The 17,728-nt window shown below is 70.6% G+C and carries 16 protein-coding genes; 6 read left to right on the top strand and 10 right to left on the bottom strand.

Annotated elements, in window-relative coordinates; all coding sequences use genetic code 11:
• Nucleotide 1 precedes the first annotated feature (1 nt).
• Nucleotides 2-259 (bottom strand): hypothetical protein, encoded by a 258-nt coding sequence (locus tag OG538_RS05980; RefSeq protein WP_406090879.1) that lies wholly within the window; start codon nucleotides 257-259, stop codon nucleotides 2-4.
• Between the two features lie 254 nt (nucleotides 260-513).
• On the bottom strand, nucleotides 514-1,236 hold the full coding sequence (locus tag OG538_RS05975) for a hypothetical protein (RefSeq protein ID WP_406090878.1): 723 nt from the start codon (nucleotides 1,234-1,236) through the stop codon (nucleotides 514-516).
• Nucleotides 1,237-1,532: 296 nt separating this feature from the next.
• Between OG538_RS05975 and gcl the strand changes: the two genes are divergently transcribed.
• Nucleotides 1,533-3,308, top strand: coding sequence for a glyoxylate carboligase (gcl, locus tag OG538_RS05970; RefSeq protein ID WP_406090876.1), 1,776 nt, complete (start codon nucleotides 1,533-1,535; stop codon nucleotides 3,306-3,308).
• A gap of 435 nt (nucleotides 3,309-3,743) precedes the next feature.
• Here the strand turns inward: gcl and OG538_RS05965 are convergent, their stop codons facing one another.
• From OG538_RS05965 to OG538_RS05930, 8 genes are all read right to left on the bottom strand, one after another.
• Nucleotides 3,744-5,201 (bottom strand): catalase, encoded by a 1,458-nt coding sequence (locus OG538_RS05965; RefSeq protein ID WP_406090874.1) that lies wholly within the window; start codon nucleotides 5,199-5,201, stop codon nucleotides 3,744-3,746.
• A gap of 321 nt (nucleotides 5,202-5,522) precedes the next feature.
• A complete protein-coding gene (locus OG538_RS05960) occupies nucleotides 5,523-6,422 on the bottom strand; it encodes a 2-hydroxy-3-oxopropionate reductase (protein ID WP_406090872.1) in 900 nt (299 codons plus the stop codon).
• Nucleotides 6,423-6,472: 50 nt separating this feature from the next.
• Nucleotides 6,473-7,312, bottom strand: coding sequence for a TIM barrel protein (locus OG538_RS05955; RefSeq protein ID WP_406090870.1), 840 nt, complete (start codon nucleotides 7,310-7,312; stop codon nucleotides 6,473-6,475).
• Nucleotides 7,313-7,527: 215 nt separating this feature from the next.
• Nucleotides 7,528-8,961 (bottom strand): cellulose binding domain-containing protein, encoded by a 1,434-nt coding sequence (locus tag OG538_RS05950; protein WP_406090868.1) that lies wholly within the window; start codon nucleotides 8,959-8,961, stop codon nucleotides 7,528-7,530.
• Complete coding sequence (locus OG538_RS05945; protein ID WP_406090866.1) at nucleotides 8,958-10,598, bottom strand: beta-N-acetylhexosaminidase; 1,641 nt, start codon at nucleotides 10,596-10,598, stop codon at nucleotides 8,958-8,960. Before OG538_RS05945 ends, OG538_RS05950 begins: the two co-directional genes overlap by 4 nt.
• 32 nt (nucleotides 10,599-10,630) lie before the next feature.
• Nucleotides 10,631-11,470 (bottom strand): carbohydrate ABC transporter permease, encoded by an 840-nt coding sequence (locus OG538_RS05940; RefSeq protein ID WP_406090864.1) that lies wholly within the window; start codon nucleotides 11,468-11,470, stop codon nucleotides 10,631-10,633.
• Nucleotides 11,467-12,453 carry a carbohydrate ABC transporter permease gene (locus tag OG538_RS05935; protein ID WP_406090862.1) on the bottom strand — a complete coding sequence of 329 codons (987 nt, stop codon included), beginning with the start codon at nucleotides 12,451-12,453 and terminating at the stop codon, nucleotides 11,467-11,469. The genes OG538_RS05940 and OG538_RS05935 overlap by 4 nt, the downstream gene beginning before the upstream one ends.
• Nucleotides 12,454-12,496: 43 nt before the next feature.
• The gene (locus OG538_RS05930; RefSeq protein ID WP_406090860.1) at nucleotides 12,497-13,765 is read right to left on the bottom strand and encodes an extracellular solute-binding protein; all 1,269 of its coding nucleotides are present in this window, start codon (nucleotides 13,763-13,765) and stop codon (nucleotides 12,497-12,499) included.
• 259 nt (nucleotides 13,766-14,024) lie between these two features.
• Here OG538_RS05930 and OG538_RS05925 point away from each other — a divergent pair, with 259 nt between their 5' ends.
• From OG538_RS05925 to uraD, 5 genes are all read left to right on the top strand, one after another.
• Nucleotides 14,025-14,864: a GntR family transcriptional regulator gene (locus tag OG538_RS05925; protein WP_406090858.1), complete on the top strand. Its 840-nt coding sequence runs from the start codon at nucleotides 14,025-14,027 to the stop codon at nucleotides 14,862-14,864.
• 201 nt (nucleotides 14,865-15,065) lie between these two features.
• On the top strand, nucleotides 15,066-16,235 hold the full coding sequence (locus tag OG538_RS05920; RefSeq protein ID WP_406090857.1) for a lactonase family protein: 1,170 nt from the start codon (nucleotides 15,066-15,068) through the stop codon (nucleotides 16,233-16,235).
• Between the two features lie 159 nt (nucleotides 16,236-16,394).
• Complete coding sequence (locus tag OG538_RS05915; protein WP_406090855.1) at nucleotides 16,395-16,634, top strand: hypothetical protein; 240 nt, start codon at nucleotides 16,395-16,397, stop codon at nucleotides 16,632-16,634.
• Nucleotides 16,631-17,032 carry a helix-turn-helix domain-containing protein gene (locus OG538_RS05910; RefSeq protein ID WP_406090853.1) on the top strand — a complete coding sequence of 134 codons (402 nt, stop codon included), beginning with the start codon at nucleotides 16,631-16,633 and terminating at the stop codon, nucleotides 17,030-17,032. The genes OG538_RS05915 and OG538_RS05910 overlap by 4 nt, the downstream gene beginning before the upstream one ends.
• A gap of 159 nt (nucleotides 17,033-17,191) precedes the next feature.
• A complete protein-coding gene (gene uraD / locus OG538_RS05905) occupies nucleotides 17,192-17,701 on the top strand; it encodes a 2-oxo-4-hydroxy-4-carboxy-5-ureidoimidazoline decarboxylase (RefSeq protein ID WP_406090851.1) in 510 nt (169 codons plus the stop codon).
• Nucleotides 17,702-17,728: the final 27 nt, after the last annotated feature.

Genomic DNA, 17,728 nt, shown 5'->3' with positions numbered 1-17,728 from the left:
GTCAGGCGGCTTCGATGATGTCGCCGGTGGTGCCCTGCGTCGCGGCCGCCCACTCGATGAGGAGCACCTCGTAGGCAGCGGACTCCATGGGGGACCAGTCCTGGCCGGCGCGCGCGTCCACGAGCGCACGGATCGCCTCGTTCGCCTCTACGGCGGCGGGGTGGGCCGGCTGTGCGGGAAAGGTGTGGTGCGCCGGGGTCGCGGGTGCGGCGGGTGAAACCGGTGTCGCGGGTGGAGAAAGCCGTGGAGTTAAGACCATGCGCCCCACTGTAGAGCCCGCCACCGACAACGGACCGAACATCTGTGGCCCCTGGCTCGAACGTGACGGATAGCACTCACTGTGGCCGGACGGTTTCTGTGAGGTGCGGCACGTTGCGCCGCGTGCGGACCCGCGGTCACCGGTCGAGGCCGTGTTCGGCCTCCGCGGCGCGCATTGCGCCCAGCCCGGCCGCGAGGCCGGATTCATGCGCACGGTGTGGCGGCCGGCGCCCCTTCGGCGGGCGGGCGCCGGGCTCAGGCGCCGGAGCTCAGAAGTTCGTCCGCCGGCGGGTTCATCGGCTGCGGGGTTCCCGTGAGGTCCATGACGAACAGCGGGATGCCGAGCCCGTCCGCCCGCTCCCGGGCGTCCTGCGCGTATCCCGCCAGGGAGAAGAACACGCTCGTCACCGAGGTGCTGAGCGCGTTGAGCCACAGGCATTCGATGTCGCGCAGGGTGGTCGGCCGAGTGGTGGAGTCGACCTGGGCGATCAGTCCGGCCGCCCGCAGATCGATTCTTGACGCGGGGCGTCCGGCGGGCTGTACGACATCGCGGTAGCCCAGCCACGTCAGGTACTGCGCCGCGGCGCCGACCGCGTCGCGTGCGGTGCGGATCGCCTGCGGCCGGAAGGGGGGCCGTGGGGCCGGAGCCGTGCGGGGCAGCGGTATGTGCGACGGCCGCACGGGCGGGGCGGACGAGCCGGCCGGGCGGCCGGGCGCCGCCACCGGCCGGACCGGGATGCGCAGGACGGCCCCGCACGGGCAGCACAGCTCGGGCTGCGGCCACTGGTCGTGCCGGCCGCAGCCACTGCAGCGCACGGTCACCCAGTCGTCGTTCCAGGTGCGGTGGGTGATCGGCGTGACAGGGGCGCCGCGCAGCAGGGGCGGTGCGGTCGGCGCGCCGCACGGGCACGGATAGACGGGCGTGGTGTACGCGTGGTCGCGCCGGCAGGCCGGGCACCGTACCGGCACTGACTCCACCTCGGACTCCCTACGGCCGATGACCAAGCGGCCGGGCACCCGCATTCCGGGCCGGCTCCGCTCCGTACCTCCATGCTCCACCAAGAGCGACGCCCGGGGGAGGGACTTGGGGTACTTCGAGGCGGCTGTCCCTGCCGCCGGCGTCCGGCCCGCCTCTCTTGACGGCCGTGGGAGCACACTTTAGATTTGCTTCCGTATAGCAGAATCAAACTTCCGTAATACGGAATTGGTGCTCTCAGGTGGCGCGACAGAGCCCGACTCCACCCAGGTCCGAGCAGGAGCACTCAATGCCTCGAATGACCGCTGCCCGAGCGGCAGTTGAGATCCTCAAGCGCGAAGGCGTCAGTAACGCGTTCGGTGTGCCGGGCGCGGCGATCAACCCCTTCTACGCGGCCCTCAAGGCCTCCGGCGGGGTTCATCACACGCTTGCCCGCCACGTCGAGGGCGCCTCCCACATGGCCGAGGGCTACACCCGGGCCCGCCCGGGGAACATCGGCGTCTGCATCGGGACGTCGGGCCCGGCCGGCACCGACATGATCACCGGCCTCTACTCCGCCATCGCGGACTCGATCCCGATCCTGTGCATCACCGGCCAGGCTCCGACGGCGGTGCTCCACAAGGAGGACTTCCAGGCAGTCGACATCGCGTCGATCGCCGCGCCGGTCACCAAGGCCGCCACCACCGTCCTGGAGGCCGCGCAGGTCCCGGGCGTCTTCCAGCAGGCCTTCCACCTGATGCGCACCGGCCGGCCCGGACCCGTCCTCATCGACCTCCCGATCGATGTGCAGCTCACCGAGATCGAGTTCGACCCCGACCTGTACGACCCGCTGCCGGTGCACAAGCCCGCCGCGACCCGCAAGCAGATCGAACGCGCCCTGGAGATGCTGAACGCCTCCGAGCGCCCGCTGCTCGTCGCGGGCGGCGGCATCATCAACGCCGACGCCGCCGAACTCCTGGTGGAGTTCGCCGAGCTGACCGGTGTTCCGGTCGTCCCGACCCTGATGGGCTGGGGCATCATCCCCGACGACCACGAGCTCAACGCCGGCATGGTGGGCCTCCAGACCTCGCACCGCTACGGCAACGCGAACTTCCTGGAGTCCGACTTCGTCCTCGGCGTCGGCAACCGCTGGGCCAACCGCCACACCGGCAAGCTGGACGTCTACACCAGGGGCCGGACCTTCGTCCACGTCGATATCGAGCCCACCCAGCTGGGCAGGATCTTCGCCCCCGACCTCGGCATCGCCTCCGACGCCAAGGCCGCGCTCGAACTGTTCGTCGAGGTGGCGCACGAGCTGAAGGCGGCCGGCAAGCTGAAGGACCGCTCGCAGTGGGCCGCGTCCACGCAGGAGCGCAAGGCGACCCTCCAGCGGCGCACGCACTTCGACAACGTGCCGCTGAAGCCGCAGCGCGTGTACGAGGAGATGAACCGGGCGTTCGGGCCCGAGACCCGCTACGTCACCACGATCGGCCTCTCGCAGATCGCCGGCGCGCAGATGCTGCACGTCTACCGGCCGCGCCACTGGATCAACTGCGGCCAGGCGGGCCCGCTCGGCTGGACTATCCCGGCGGCCCTGGGCGTCGCCACGGCCGACCCCGAAGGCTCCGTCGTCGCCCTCTCCGGCGACTACGACTTCCAGTTCATGCTGGAGGAGCTCGCGGTCGGCGCGCAGCACCGCATCCCGTACGTGCACGTCCTGGTGAACAACTCCTACCTGGGGCTGATCCGCCAGGCGCAGCGCAACTTCGACATCGACTTCCAGGTCAGTCTGGAGTTCGAGAACCTCAACTCTCCCGAGCTGGGCGTCTACGGCGTGGACCACGTCAAGGTCGTCGAGGGGCTCGGCTGCAAGGCGATCCGGGTCACCGAGCCCGATCAGCTGCTGCCGGCCTTCGAGGAGGCGAAGAAGCTGGCGGCGGAGTTCCGGGTGCCGGTGGTCGTCGAGGCGATTCTGGAGCGGGTCACGAACATCGCGATGAGCGGTACGGACATCGCTTCGGTCAACGAGTTCGAGGACGTGGCGACGGAGCCGGGCCACGCGCCCACGGCGATCCGGCCGTTCGCGAAGGCCTGATCCCCCACGACCCCGCGGCCCCTGCCTCCCGTCCAACGGGGGGTGGGGGCCGCGGGGTCGTGTCGCCGGAGACGTCCTCAGCAGCCGGGAGGACGTGATCCTGCCGTGGCCCTCCCCGCCGGACCCGACGCCGCGTGCCCCCGAGCCCGTCCGGCGATCAAGGACGGAACCGGTCGGGTGGTGGCCGGACACGCGAAAGGGCGTGGAGTACGGGACCGTATCCGTACTCCACGCCCTGGCTCAGGGAAGAACAGGGGCCGCGGCGGGGCGCGAACGGGTGACGGGACCCGCCCCTTCAGGTCAGGGACCAGGACCGCCCGCCCACACCACCGCACTGGTATCGCACCACCGCCGCGGCCTCGTCCTGCCCGCGCCCCGCGCAACCCCTCATCCGGGCGGGCGCGACGACGCGGGCAGGGCTGGTGAGCGCGAGGGCTACTCCTCGCGCAGGGTGCGGACAGCTTCCTCCACACGCTTGCCGTACTCGGCGTCCGCGGCGTGGAAGTGGGCGAGGTTCTTCTCGATCACGTCGTCACGCGTGACCTGCGAAAGGCCCCCCGCGATGTTGGCGATCAGCCGGCCCTTCTCGTCGTCCGACATCAGCCGGTACAGCTCGCCCGCCTGGAAGAAGTCGTCGTCCTTGCTGTGGGCGGGCGCCTCGTGCGTGCCGGTCCAGCCGTGGACGGCCAGCGGCGCGGAGTGCGCCGCGTCCGTCTGGGCGGGACCCGCGTGCGAGTTGGGCTCGTAGTTCTTGTCGTGCCGTGCGCCGTAGCGCGTCGCGTGCAGCCCGTCGCGGCCGTAGTTGTCGACGGTCGCGGTGCGCGGCGCGTTCACCGGCAGCTGGGTGTGGTTGATGCCGAGTCGGTAACGCTGGGCGTCCGCGTAGGCGAAGAGCCGGCCCTGAAGCATCTTGTCCGGGGACGGGCCGATGCCGGGCACGAAGTTGTTCGGGGAGAACGCGGCCTGCTCGACCTCCGCGAAGACGTTGTCCGGGTTGCGGTCCAGCACCAGTCGGCCCACCCGCTGGAGCGGGTAGTCCGCGTGCGGCCACACCTTGGTCACGTCGAACGGGTTGAAGCGGTAGTCCGCGGCCTCGGCGGTGGGCATGAGCTGCACGTACAGCGTCCAGGACGGGTTCATGCCGCGCTCGATGGCCTGGAGCAGGTCCGTCTGGTGGGAGTTGGCGTCCTTGCCGACGAGCTCCGCGCCCTGGCCGGCGGAGAGGGAACGCACGCCCTGGTTCGTCTTGAAGTGGTACTTGACGAAGAAGGCCTCGCCCGCGGCGTTCGTCCACTGGTAGGTGTGCGAACCGAACCCGTTCATGTGGCGGTAGGAGGCCGGGATGCCCCGGTCACCCATCAGCCAGGTGATCTGGTGTGTGGCCTCGGGGGAGTTCGCCCAGAAGTCCCAGACGTTGTCCGCTTCCTGACGGCCCGTGAACGGGTCGCGCTTCTGCGAGTGGATGAAGTCGGGGAACTTGATGGGGTCCTTGATGAAGAACACCGGGGTGTTGTTGCCTACGAGGTCGTAATTGCCCTCGTTCGTGTAGAACTTGAGCGCGAAGCCGCGTGGGTCGCGCACCGCGTCCGCGCCGCCGAGCGAGTCGGCGACCGTCGAGAACCGGATGAACGTCTCGGTTCGGCGGCCGACCTCGGAGAGGAAGTCCGCGCGGGTGAGGCCGGTGACATCGTCGGTCACCTCGAAGTAGCCGTATGCGCCGGAGCCCCGGGCATGCACCACGCGCTCCGGAATGCGCTCCCGGTTGAAGCGGGCGAGCTTCTCCAGGAGATGACCGTCCTGGAGGAGGATCGGGCCGCCGGCGCCGGCGGTGGCGGAGTTCTGGTTGTCGGCGACCGGGGCGCCGGACTCGGTCGTAAGCACGCGCTGCGTCATGGTGTCGGGGCGACCTTCCGTACGGGAGCTGCTGAACTGCGACGGCTTGGGGGCCTGGGGGGCGTGGCCCGCCCTTCGGGCGGACGACGACACGTTGCGGACACGCCCCCGGGAGCGTAAGTACGCTCCGAACCCGACGTCAACAGTTTGTTGAAATTCATGGTGGAGAGGTGGCGCAAGAGGTGTTCCGGACGGCGCCGGCGCCTGGGCGCGACAGGACAGGTGTCAGCGCCGACGCCGCCCGGAAGTCTGTGGGCCGGGGGGTGCTCACCCGGCGGGGGGGGGTGCCGGCCGGGCCCGCGAAGGGCCCGGCCGCATCGGTCAGCCCTGGACGGGCTGACCGGACAGGCGCTCGACCGAGCGCAGCAGCGCCGAGTGGTCCAGGCCGCCGTCGCCCTGCGCGCGCAGCGACGCGACGAGCTGAGCGACGACACCGCCGACCGGCAGTGCGGCGCCGACGTTGCGGGCGGCGTCCGTGACGATGCCCATGTCCTTGTGGTGCAGGTCGATCCGGAAGCCCGGAGCGAAGTCCCGGTTCAGGAAGTTGTCCCTCTTGCGGGTCAGCACGGTCGAGCCCGCCAGTCCGCCGTTCAGGACGTCGAGCGCGGCGGCGAGGTCCACCCCGGATTTCTCCAGGAAGACGACGGCCTCGGCGCAGGCCTGGATGTTGACGGCGACGATCAGCTGGTTGGCCGCCTTCACCGTCTGCCCGGAGCCGTGCGGACCGCAGAGCACGATGGTCCTGCCCAGCGCTTCGAGTACGGGCTTCGCGGCATCGAAGTCGGCCTGCTCACCGCCGGCCATGATGGACAGCACGGCCTCGATCGCGCCGGCCTCGCCGCCGGAGACGGGGGCGTCCAGGACCCGGATGCCCTTCTCGGCGGCGTTCTTCGCCAGGTCCACCGAGGTCTGCGGGGTGATCGAGGACATGTCGATCAGCAGCGCGCCGCGCTTCGCGTTCTCCAGGATGCCCTCGGGGCCGTACGCGATCGCCTCGACCTGCGGGGAGGCGGGCACCATGGTGATGACCACGTCCGCGTCCTTGACCGCCTCGGCGATCGAGCCCGCGCCGGTGCCGCCGGCCGCGGCCAGCCGGTCGACCTTGTCCTGCTCCAGGGTGTATCCGGTGACGTCGTAACCGGCCTTGATCAGGTTCTCGGACATGGGTGAGCCCATGATGCCGAGCCCGATCCACGCAACCTTGGGGAGGTTGTTGCTCATGAGGGTGCCTTCCGATTCAGCGTGTGTACGAGGGGAGTCCGCCGCCGCCCTCAGCGGGCGGCCCGCGCGGCGGCCGGGAGCCACTCGAAGGACTCGGCGCTCGGCCGGTCGCCCGGCTTGTACTCCAGGCCGACCCAGCCGTCGTAACCGGCCTTCGTCAGCTCGTCGCAGAGCTGCTCCAGCGGGAGCGAGCCGGTGCCGGGCGCGCCGCGCCCCGGGTTGTCCGCGATCTGGACGTGACCGGTCCGGTCGGCGTACGCCGCGATGACCTGGCTGAGGTCCTCGCCGTTCATCGACAGGTGGTACAGGTCCAGGAGGAACTTCGCGTTGCCGAGGCCCGTCGCCGCGTTGACACGGTCCACGACCGCGATCCCGGCCGGTGCGCTCACCAGGGGATAGCGCGGTGACTCCGGCTTGTTCAGGGTCTCGATCAGCAGGACCGCACCGATCCGGTCGGCCGCGCGGGCGGCGGTGACCAGGTTCTCCAGGGCGAGTTCGTCCTGCGCGGCGGGGTCGACGCCGTCGACCCGGTTGCCGTAGAGCGCGTTGAGCGCCTTGCAGCCGACCGAGGCGGCGAAGTCCGCCGCCACCTCGACATTGGCCCGGAAGCGGTCCGACTCCGTGCCGGGCACGGACAGTGCGCCGCGGTCGGGGCCGGGCAGCTGTCCGGCGTAGAAGTTCAGCCCCACCAGCTGGGTGCCCGCCTCGTCGAGCGCCTTCTTCAGCGCGTCGAGTCCGGCCTGCGGAGGGGTGGGGGTCTCGGTCCATGGCCACCACAGCTCGACCGCCGTGAAGCCCGCCGCGGCGGCTGCCGCGGGTCGCTCCAGGAGCGGGATTTCCGTGAAGAGGATCGAAAGGTTCACATCGAAGCGCTGGTCCGGGTAGCCCATGAGGGTTTCGGCGCTCCTTCCGTATTGCGGAAGTTAGTTTCTGCTTAACGGAAGATTGCCCGGAGGGTGGGCGGGCTGTCAAGGGGGTGCCCGGAATTCGGGCCGGTCGCGGCCGGTCGCGGCCGGCCACCGCGGGTCTCGCACGGCTCCGGACACACGAAAGGCGGGGCGCAGGCCCGTCGGCCTGCGCCCCGCCTTCTGCTTCCCCTACCGGATCACCCGGCCGGCACCGTGTCCTGGAACGTGGTCCCCGCCGAGCGGTAGGCGCTCACCTTGGCGTTGACCTGGGCCGGTGTGAGGACCTGGTCCTTCACGTGCAGGACGTAGTCCACCTGCTGGTCGTACGAGCGGGGCGTCGTGCTCGTCTGCCCGGCCAGATCGATCAGCCACTGGTTGAAGTTGATCGACATCCCGCGCTCCGGCAGGTACGCCGCGCCGTGGGTGCCGAACAGCTGTCCGTCGATGTAGTAGGTGATCGCGCTGTTGTCGATGGTCACGACCAGGTCGTGCCAGCCGGCATAGCTCTGCCGGGCCTCACTGTGTGCGTTGACCGCCTCCCACGGGTCCGGGCGGTAGGTCTCCCACGACGTCGTGTAGAGGATGTTGCCGCTCTCGCCCCAACCGCCGTTCGGCAGGTACTCGAAGTCGTACTCCGCGTAGTCGTCCGCCATCGGCGCCTTGAGGTCGTTGATGGTGAAGAACGTCTGGACGAGATGGTCGCCGTCCGGACCGGCCACGGGTGCGTCGTTGAACTTCACCCGCGCCGCGTAGGTGCCGTTGCGGAACTTCGTCGACTGGGTCAGGATCTCGGTCTGCTTCGTGGACTCGCCGCTGCCCGCCGTCGACGTCTCCAGGTTCATCACCGAGTTCCCGCTCTGGGTGGCGAACGTGACGTTCTCCGGCGCCCACGTGGCGCCGGGCACGCCGGGCCCGCCGGAGTTCGAGCGGACGTTCCAGCCGTGCGCGGCGATCTGCGGGTCGGTGTGAGAGCCGTAGTTGAAGTCGTCGAACAGCGTGGGCGCACCCTCCGGCGGATCGGTCGGGTCCGTGGGATCGGTCGGGTCCGTCGGGCCGTTGCCGGCCGGGGCCTCGCCCCAGACCGTGGCACCGCCGAGCTGCGCGGTCACCTTCGACCAGTCGCCGTACGCCGTCCGGCCCGCGTCGAAGGAGTAGTCGTCGCTCTGCAGCAGGGGCTGCCAGCTCGACCGGTAGAAGCGCAGCTGCATGTCGCCGGTGTCGGCGCCGGGTGCGAGCGACCCCGCGCCGGAGGTGAAGCCGATCTCCAGATAGCGGTCGGCGGTGGCGGTCGGGGAGGCGAGTGTGCCGAACGTCCCGGTGATGTTCGCGCAGCCCTTCACCGCCCAGGAGCAGGCGAACCGGTAGGCGTCGCCCGCCGCCTCGCCCTTGAAGTAGTAGCGGACCTTGACGTTGCTGAGCTGTATGGCTGCGCTGCCGGTGTTGCGCACCTTCAGCCAGGGCTCGCTCTGGTCGGCCGTGCTGCCGGACGCACTGGTGCGGTACTGCACGGTCAGCGGCACGCCGGCGGCGCTCGCCGACGACGGGACGGCGGCCAGGGCCGTACAGCCCAGTGCCAGTGTGGCGGCGGCTGCCGCCGCCGCACGGATTCGGGTTTTCGCGAGTGACTTCATGAAACCTGTTCCTCTCCGGAACGGTCGTGGGGGAGTGGTTCCTGTCGAGGTGGCGCTGTTCCTGGGGAAGTGGTCAGGAGCGACCGGGGGTTCAGGGGGCGGTAGCGGACACCGAGGGCGTCCAGCCGTGCCGTGTGCCGGCCGAGCCGGGACAGGAAGCCGGGCCAGTCGCTGCGTCCGCCCGACCAGGCGCGGTCCGCGAGGGCGCACAGCCGCGGATACGTCAGATACTCGATCCGCTCCGGCGTGCTCGCGTACTCGGTCCACAACTGGGCCTGCGTGCCCAGCACCTGGCCGGCGTCCGCGGCCTCCCAGCCGTCCGGAACAGGCCGGTTGCCGTGCACGGCTCGCAGGCCGACGGGCGGCCCCGGCTGGGTGGCCGGCTCGCCGGGATCGGTGGACTGGGCGTAGTCGAGGTACGTCGTGCGGTGGTGAGCGGTGACCACACGATGGCCGCGGCGGGCTGCGGCGCGGGCGTGGGCCGGGTCGCGCCACGTCATCACCGTGAATTCGAGGGGCAGTTCGGTGCCCGTCTCGGCCCAGCCGACCGGGCGCCTGCCTGCCTCGGCCAGGAACGAACCGATCCGGCCCATGAACCAGCCGTGCAGAGACCGGGCGTCGGGCAGCCCCTCGGCGGCGGCCCGCGCCAGAGCCGCAGGGCTCGACTCCCACTCCGTGGTCGGGCACTCCTCGCCGCCGATGTGGATGTACGGGGACGGGAAGACGTCCATGACCTCCTCCAGCACTGTGCGGCAGAAGTCGAAGACCTCCTCGTGGACGCCGAACACCGTGTCGCAGACACCCCAGCGGGTCCACACGTCCAGCCGCCGCGCGGGGTTGTTGCCCAGCTCGGGGTGGGCGGCGAGCGCCGCGCGCACATGGCCGGGCATCTCGATCTCCGGCACCACGCGCACCCCGCGCGCCGCCGCGTACCGCACCAGGTCCCGCAGCTCCTGACGGGTGTACGCGCCCGAGTGCGGAATCCCGTCGAAGCGCTCCTCCCCGCGGCCGGGCGGGCCGGACATCGACTGCCTGCGGTGACCGCCGATCCCGGTCAGTCGCGGGTAGGCGGGGACGGGCATCCGCCACCCCTGGTCGTCGGTGAGGTGGAGATGCAGGGTGTTGAGCTTGTGCAGCGCCATCAGGTCCACGTACCGGCGCAGAAAGGAGACCGGCTGGAAGTGCCGAGCGACGTCGAGCATCGTGCCGCGCCACGGATACGCCGGCACGTCACTGATCTCGACACACGGCAGCGTCCACGGCGCCGCCCCGCGCTGTGCCGTGTCCGAAAGGGCTTCGGCGGGCAGCAGTTGACGGATCGTCTGTACGCCCCTGAGCAGGCCGGGCAGGCGCGCGGCCCGCAGCAGCAGGGCGTCGGAGCCGATGGTCAGCCCGTAACCCTCCTCCCCCAGCCCGCCCAGCTGGGGGTCGAGAGCCAGCACGATGCGGCCGGCGGCGGAGGGGGCGAGGGGCAGGCCGGTGGCGGGGGCGAGCAGGGTGCGCAGCAGGTCGGCCGCGTCCTGCGCGCCGGGGTAGGCCCGTATCGAGGTGTCCTGGTCGAGGGTGAACCGGCCGGGGCGGGCCGCGACCTTGCGGGGACGGGGGACGAGGGAGTGTTCGGGGCGTGGCGAGGGCATGGGGGTCCTCCGGAATCGGATCGTCGGGCGGGTCAGCCCTTGACGGCGCCGGCCGCGAAGCCGGAGGTGACATGGCGCTGGAGCAGCAGGAAGACGACCAGCGCGGGCAGGGCGAACAGCGTCGAGGCGGCCATGGTGGCGCCCCAGTCGGTGCCGAAGGTGTTCTGGAAGGAGGAGAGCCAGACCGGCAGGGTGCGGCTCTCCTGGTGCTTGATGATCAGGAAGTTGGCGTAGGCGAACTCGTTCCAGGCGGTGATGAAACCGAACAGCGAGGTCGCCATCAGCCCCGGCGCGAGCAGTGGCAGTGCCACCCTCCTGAAGGCCCCCGTCCTGGTGCATCCGTCGACCTGGGCGGCCTCCTCCAGCTCCGGCGGGATCGTCCCGATGAAGCCCCTCAGCACGATGATCGAGAACGGCAGCGTGACCATGAAGTACACGAGGGTGAGCGTGGGCAGCCGGTCCAGCATGTCCGTGTCGCGGGAGATGATGTAGATCGGAATGATCAACGACTCCCAGGGCGCCATCTGGGCGATGAAGACCATGAGCATGAACTGGCGCCGGCCCTTCCACCGCATCCGTGCCACCGCGTACGCCGACCCCATGGCGACGATCAGTGCCAGCAGGATCGAACTCGCCGTCACCAGGACGCTGTTGCGCCAGAAGACCTCGAAGCCGTCGGCCTGCACCGCCGTACGGAAGTGGTCGAGCGTCCACGTGTGCGGGACGAGCTGCGGGCGGGTGGACTGGATGTCCTTGGACGGCTTGAACGCGGTGGAGATCATCCAGTAGACGGGGAACAGGCAGATCAGGACGGTCAGTACGGCGGCGGCGTTCAACGGGATCCGGCGGACCCGCGGGTGTGTCCGGCTCATGGGGTTTCGCCCTCCTGGCGGAGCATCTGGCGGAAGTAGAGGACGAGCACCCCGGACATCAGGACCACGGTCACCATCGAGGCGGCGGAGCCCAGGTCGTAGCGCTGGCCGGCGAGGGCGGTCTGCACCGCGTACACGGGCAGGATCGTGGTGGCGTCCCCCGGGCCGCCGCGGGTCATGACCCAGATCTGGACGAACGCCTTGAATGTCCAGATCACCTCCAGCGAGAAGACCAGAAGGAAGATCGGCCGGAGCATCGGGACGGTGACCGAGCGGAAGATCCGGGACCCGGATGCCCCGTCCAGCCGCGCCGACTCGTACAGCTCGGCCGGGACGGTGGTCAGCGCCGAGTAGATCGTGATCGCCGCGAAGGGCACCGACTGCCAGACGACCAGCAGGACCAGGATGCAGAAGGCGGCGGTGCCGTGTGCGAACCACGGGTAGCGGTCGAAGGAGGAGAAGCCCGCCCCGGTCAGCGCATGGTTGACGATGCCGAACTCGGAGTGGAACAGCCACTGGAAGACCGTGGTGGCCGCGATCACCGGCATGGCCCAGGCCAGGACGAGTGAACTGAGCACCACGGTGCGGCCGAACCGGCCCAGCCGCTCCGTCATCAGCGCGACCAGGATCGAGATCACCATGATCAGGACCACGTTGACCGCCATGAAGAGGAAGGTGCGCCTGACCACCTCCCAGAACCGCGGGTCGGACAGCAGAGTGCGGTAGTTCCGCAGCCCCACGAACTGTGCGTCACCCATGATCAGCTGGCGCAGCCGGAAGTCCTGCAGCGAGATCAGCACGGCCCGCAGCAGCGGGTAGAGCAGCAGGTAGACCATGCCGCCCACCGCCGGTGCGATCAGGGCGTACGGCCACAGGCCGCGTGGTTCCCCGGACCGCCGCCGGCGGGGCGGCGGTCCTGATGGGCCGGCGGTTCTCCGGCGCAGCGGGCTGGGGGGTGCGGTCCGTTCCCGGATGACCGACACGGCTCGCCTCCTCTCATGGGTCGGGACGGCAGGAGGGGCGGGGTCAGGAAGCGGTGTTCATGGCCCGGGTGATGTCCTCGGAGGCCTTGGCGGCCTCCTTCGCCGGGTCACCGCCGGTGAGCACGGCGGCCATGTAGTCCTTGATCGGGTTCTCCGCCTCGACGGCCGCCCAGCCGGGCGTGTTGGGCGTCGCGTGCCCGTTCGCCGCACCGGCCGCCATGGCCGCCGCACCCGGGTCGCCGGCCACGGCGGAAGCGAGCGTGGTTCTGTTCGGCACGTAGCTCATGGCTACGGCTAGCTTCTTCTGCCAGGCGTCGCCCGTGAGTTCCCTGACGAAGGTCAGCGCCGCCTCCTGCTTGCCGGACGCCGTGGGGATCACCAGATCGGAACCGCCGGTGAAGACGGCGCCCGGGGTGTCGGCGCTCTTGCCCGGGATGGGGAAGAAGCCGAGCTTCCCCTTGAGGTCCGGGTTCTTCTCGATGACGACATTGGCGCCGCCCGGGGTGGAGATGACCTGGGCGGTCTTCCCCTGTGCCATCACGTCGGCCTGCGGCGGGTCGTCCTCGTCGGAGTCCTTGGGGCCCTTGCCGAGTCCTTGGAGCTTGCCGTAGAACTCCATTCCGCGCAGCGCCTCGGGGGTGTCCAGGGAGCCCCTCCACGTGCCGCCGGACTCGGTGGCGAGGTCGCCGCCCTCGTCCCAGACGAAGCCGGCCAGGGCGTACCACATCTGGCCCGGCAGGTAGATGCCCTGTGTCCCGCCCTTGTTGAGCTTTCCGGTGGCCGTGAGCCACTGGTCGCGCGTCTTGATCGCGGACGCGTCGATCCCCGCCTTCGCGAACAGGTCGGTGCGGTAGATGACGACGCGGTTGGCCGCGTAGTACGGAACGCCGTACTGCTTGCCCTCGTAGGCGCCCGGCTCGGCCAGCCCCTTGAGCCAGTCCTTGCCGTTCAGCTCGTCGACCTTGTCGCTGAGGTCGAGCAGCCCCCCGCTCTGGGCGAACTGCGCGACCTGGGTGTTGCCGCTCTCGATCACGTCCGGGGCGTCGTTGCTCGCCAGCGCGGCGGTGATCTTCTCCCCGATGCCGTCCCACTCCTGGATCTGCACCCGGACCTTGATCGTGGGGTGCGCGGCCTCGAAGCCCGTCACGAACTCCTTCTGGAACTGCGCCGACACGCTGTCGCGCATCAGCCACACATCGATGCTCGTCGCTCCGTCCCCGGAGGTACCGGTGGAGTCGGACGACGAACTGCAGGCACTGAGAACGGCGGCCATCACGAGTGCGGACCCACCGGCAAGCAAGCGGTACTTCACGGTTCACCTCTGGGAGACAGGACCTGACCACCTGACCAGTGAAGTCCACTGGACAGCTCACCTCTTGATGGTGGATGAAGGTGGCATAGACCAATGAGGTCGTCAACCCCTCTGGCTGCAAAGGGATTTAGTGATCTCGGTGGGAACGCGGGCCGGATGCCCGGCGCGTGACGGGCTACACTTTCCCTGACCAGTAGCGCAGTTGGCTCAACTGGTCACTCGACTGGTAAGAAAGTGACGTGTGAGAAGGGGGCAGTGCATGGACGCCGACGCATCGGGGGCGGTGCTCAAACGGGAGAGGGCCCGTGACGCCGTACTGGAGCTGATCGAGTCGCGCCGCCCGGGCGACGCCATCCCGTCGGAGCGCTCCCTCTGCGTCACACTCGGCGTCTCGCGGCCCACTCTGCGCGCCGCCATCGACGAACTGGTGGCCTCCGGGCTGCTGGTGCGCGAGCACGGCCGCGGGATGTTCGTCGCACCCGAGAAGATCACCCAGGAGCTCGTCTCGGCCGACCTGGCCCTGACGGTCCCGCAGGCTGCGGGGGCCTGGTCGAGCCGCCTGCTGGAGTTCACCACCCTCCAGGCGGGCGCCCGGGTCGGCCGCAAGCTGCGCATGTCGCCCGCGGCGGAGATCGTGTACGTGGCCCGGCTGCGGCTCGTCGACGGCGCCCCGATGGCGATCGAGCACCTGCACATCAGGGCCGAGCTGGTCCCGGGCCTCTCGGCCCAGGAGCTGGAGAACGGCGACCTGTACGAGCACCTGCGCGAGCGCCACGACGTGCACGTCCACGAGGCGGTCCAGGCGATCGAGCCGACCGTGGTGACCCGGGCCGAGGCCCGGCTCCTGGACGTTCCGGAGCTCTCCCCGGCCCTCCTCTTCGAGCGGCTGACCTCGGACACGACCGGTTGCCCCGTGGAGTACGTGCACTCGCTCTACCGCGGCGACCGCTACCGGATCGTCTCCCGGCTGGCCCTCGGTCCGGCGGCCGCCGTGGAGCATCTGGAGGGCGGGCACCACCCGGGCATCCCGCCGGGGGACTTCGCCCAGGGAGACCCGATCACGTCGTCCACCCGCGGTGACATCCAGTCCGGCGACTGAGCCGGACGCCGCCCGCCCGCCCCGCGCGGACGCCGCCCGCCCGCCCCGCGCGGACGCCGCCCGCCCGCCCCGCGCGGACGGCCCACGGCTCCGCTGTCGCTGCGTCCTGCGCAATGGCTCGTGCGTCTCTTGCGCAGGGCGCTCGGGGAAGGCCACTGTGACTGACACATCCGACGCCACCGACCCCACGAGGTGCCTCGCATGACATCGCCCACCAGCCGCCGAACCCTCCTCGGCGCACTCCTGGCGGGCGGCGCCCTCGCCGCCGCCCCCACGCTTCCCCGCGGCGAGATCCGCCCCGGCCCGCCGCCGCGCCCCGTGAAGCCCGGGGCCCGCCGGACCGGGACGCTGTTCCTGGGTACGTACACCTCGACCACCCCGGGAGGCACCGGCATCGGCGTCGCCTCGTACGACTCGGCGACGGGCGGCATCACCTCCCGCACCGTCGTCACCGGCGTCGAAAACCCCTCGTACCTCGCAGTGCACCCCACCGGCGGCACGCTCTACGCCGTCGACGAACAGGAGAACGGAGGCGTCACGGCCGTCGCGCTCACCGGTGGTACCTTCCGCGTCCTGGGAACACGGGCCACCGGCGGCGCCGGCCCCTGCCACCTCTCGGTCCACCCGGGAGGGCAGTGGCTGTTCAGCGCCAACTACACCTCCGGCAGCGTCGCCGTGCACCCGCTGGCCGCCGACGGATCGGTGGGGGAGCGTACGGACCTGGTCGCCCACACCGCGCCCGCGCCCGGACCGGGCCAGGACGGCCCCCATGCCCACCAGATCCTCACCGCCCCCGACGGCGGCCACGTCCTCGCCGTCGACCTCGGCAACGACACCGTGTACACCTACCGGTTCGACGAGGAACGCGGCACCCTGACGCAGTCCTCGTACGCCGCACTGCGCCCCGGCGCCGGGCCGCGTCACCTCACCTTCCACCCGGGCGGCCGCCACGCCTACCTGGCGTGCGAGCTCGACAACACGGTCGTCGTCTGCGGCTACGAACCCGCCACCGGCGCCCTGACCCCGGGCACACCACAGTCCACCGGCACGGGCGAGGGCACCAGCTACCCCTCCCAGCTCCTGGTCACCGCCGACGGCCGCTTCGCCTACCTCGCCAACCGGGGCCACAACAGCCTCACCCGGTACGCCGTGGAGGACGGCGGGGCCACGCTGCGACTGCTGGACACCGTGCCGGTGGGCGGAGACTTCCCCCGGCACACCGCCTTCTCCCCGGACGGAACCCTCCTCCTCGCCGCCAACCAGCGGTCCGGCACGGTCACGTCCTTCCGCGTCGACACGACCACCGGCGCTATGAGCCCGGCCGGGGCGCCGTTCCCCGCCCCGGCCGCGGTCTGCGTGCTGCCGCTGTAGGCCGTGCGGGGCGGCGCCGGTCCGTTAAGGTGTGTCGCCGGACTGCCGTCCGCCGGGCGGCGACGACAGCGGTCCGGCGACACGCCCCAGGGTCATGCCCGAGCCGCGGGTCGCCCCTGACGCGGTGCGACACACGTGGGAGGCACAGTGCGCTTGAGAGTGGAGTTCACCACCGAGCCGTTCGATCTCGACGAGGCACCGGCCCACGCGGTCGTGGCCCGCGAGGTCATCCAGTCGGCCGAACTGGACGCGGTGGACGTGGGCCCCTTCGGCAACACGGCGGAGGGCGGCGCCGACGAGGTGCTCACCGCGGTGGACTCCCTGCTGCGCAGGGCCCTGGCATCCGGTGCCACCCGGGTCTCGCTCCAGGTCAACGTCATCGGGGAGGACCCGAAGTGACCGGGCCTGCGGACCACCCCCTCGTCGCCGCCGTCAAGCCGCTCGTCGACGCCATGGGCGCCGAGCTGCTCGGACCCGAGCAGGCACAGGCCGACGACGTCGTCCTGGCCTGGGAGGGCGAGGACGTCATAGCCGTCCGGCTGCCGCAGCTCTCCGACTCGCTGGACCGCATCCTGGCCGCGCTGGAGCGCCGGCACGGCAAGCCGCTCGCCGAACTGGACCGCAGGACCAAGCAGGAGGTCGTCCGGACCCTGGAGGCACGCGGTGCCTTTTCGGTGCGGCACGGCGTCGAGACCGTGGCGGGTGCCCTGGGCGTCAGCCGCTTCACCGTCTACAACTACCTGAACCGTGAGAACGGGGCCAAGGGTGAGCAGTCGGGCCCCCGGGCCGTCGGGTAGAGGTGAACAACGCGTTAACGTGCGGGCCGTCGTCCGGGTCATCGGGCGACGGCCTTTTACGTGAACGGAATTTCAACAAAGTGTTGACGTGGTGTTGTGGAGGGCGTTAGCTATCCGCAGCCCGACCAACGCACAGCGAAAACAGCCACGGAGGCTCCCGTGACTTCGAGCTCCACGCCGGGCCTCACCCGGTTCAACACCCTGGCGGACGACGAGGCGGCCACCGAGCTGCACGAGGTCTGTGCCAGTGCGGCCTGGGGAAGAGCGATCCTCTCCCACCGCCCGTACGCCACCGCCGAAGCCCTGCTCTCCGCGAGCGACACCGCCACGGCGGCACTCGACGCGCAGGACCTGGCCGAGGCCATGGCCGGTCACCCGCCGATCGGCCGCCCGAAGCCCGGGGACCCGGCCTCCTCCCGCGAACAGCGGGGGATGGCCGGCGCCACCGAGGAGCTCAAGGCCGAGATGCTCGCACTCAACCTGGCCTACCAGGAGCGGTTCGGACATGTCTTCCTGATCTGCGCCACCGGAGCCACCGGTGAGCAGATGCGCGACGCGGTGAAGTCCCGGACCGGGAACACGCCCGAGCAGGAACGCGCCATCGTGCGCACCGAACTGGGCAAGATCAACCGCATCCGCCTCACCCGTCTCGTCACGGAAGGCTCGTAGGAGCCAGCAGAAGAAGGAGAGTGAAGG

Source organism: Streptomyces sp. NBC_01013, assembly GCF_045162765.1.
In the GTDB taxonomy this organism is placed as follows: Bacteria; Actinomycetota; Actinomycetes; order Streptomycetales; family Streptomycetaceae; genus Streptomyces.
The sequence above is the reverse complement of the archived record's forward strand: the minus strand, read 5'-3'. Positions and strand labels throughout refer to the sequence as shown.

What these genes read in the sequence shown, in the direction of transcription:
- OG538_RS05980 (WP_406090879.1), bottom strand. Translation starts at nt 259, where the DNA reads ATGGTCTTAACTCCACGGCTTTCTCCACCCGCGACACCGGTTTCACCC.
- gcl (WP_406090876.1), top strand. Translation starts at nt 1,533, where the DNA reads ATGACCGCTGCCCGAGCGGCAGTTGAGATCCTCAAGCGCGAAGGCGTC.
- OG538_RS05965 (WP_406090874.1), bottom strand. Translation starts at nt 5,201, where the DNA reads ATGACGCAGCGCGTGCTTACGACCGAGTCCGGCGCCCCGGTCGCCGAC.
- OG538_RS05960 (WP_406090872.1), bottom strand. Translation starts at nt 6,422, where the DNA reads ATGAGCAACAACCTCCCCAAGGTTGCGTGGATCGGGCTCGGCATCATG.
- OG538_RS05955 (WP_406090870.1), bottom strand. Translation starts at nt 7,312, where the DNA reads ATGGGCTACCCGGACCAGCGCTTCGATGTGAACCTTTCGATCCTCTTC.
- OG538_RS05950 (WP_406090868.1), bottom strand. Translation starts at nt 8,961, where the DNA reads ATGAAGTCACTCGCGAAAACCCGAATCCGTGCGGCGGCGGCAGCCGCC.
- OG538_RS05945 (WP_406090866.1), bottom strand. Translation starts at nt 10,598, where the DNA reads ATGCCCTCGCCACGCCCCGAACACTCCCTCGTCCCCCGTCCCCGCAAG.
- OG538_RS05940 (WP_406090864.1), bottom strand. Translation starts at nt 11,470, where the DNA reads ATGAGCCGGACACACCCGCGGGTCCGCCGGATCCCGTTGAACGCCGCC.
- OG538_RS05925 (WP_406090858.1), top strand. Translation starts at nt 14,025, where the DNA reads ATGGACGCCGACGCATCGGGGGCGGTGCTCAAACGGGAGAGGGCCCGT.
- OG538_RS05920 (WP_406090857.1), top strand. Translation starts at nt 15,066, where the DNA reads ATGACATCGCCCACCAGCCGCCGAACCCTCCTCGGCGCACTCCTGGCG.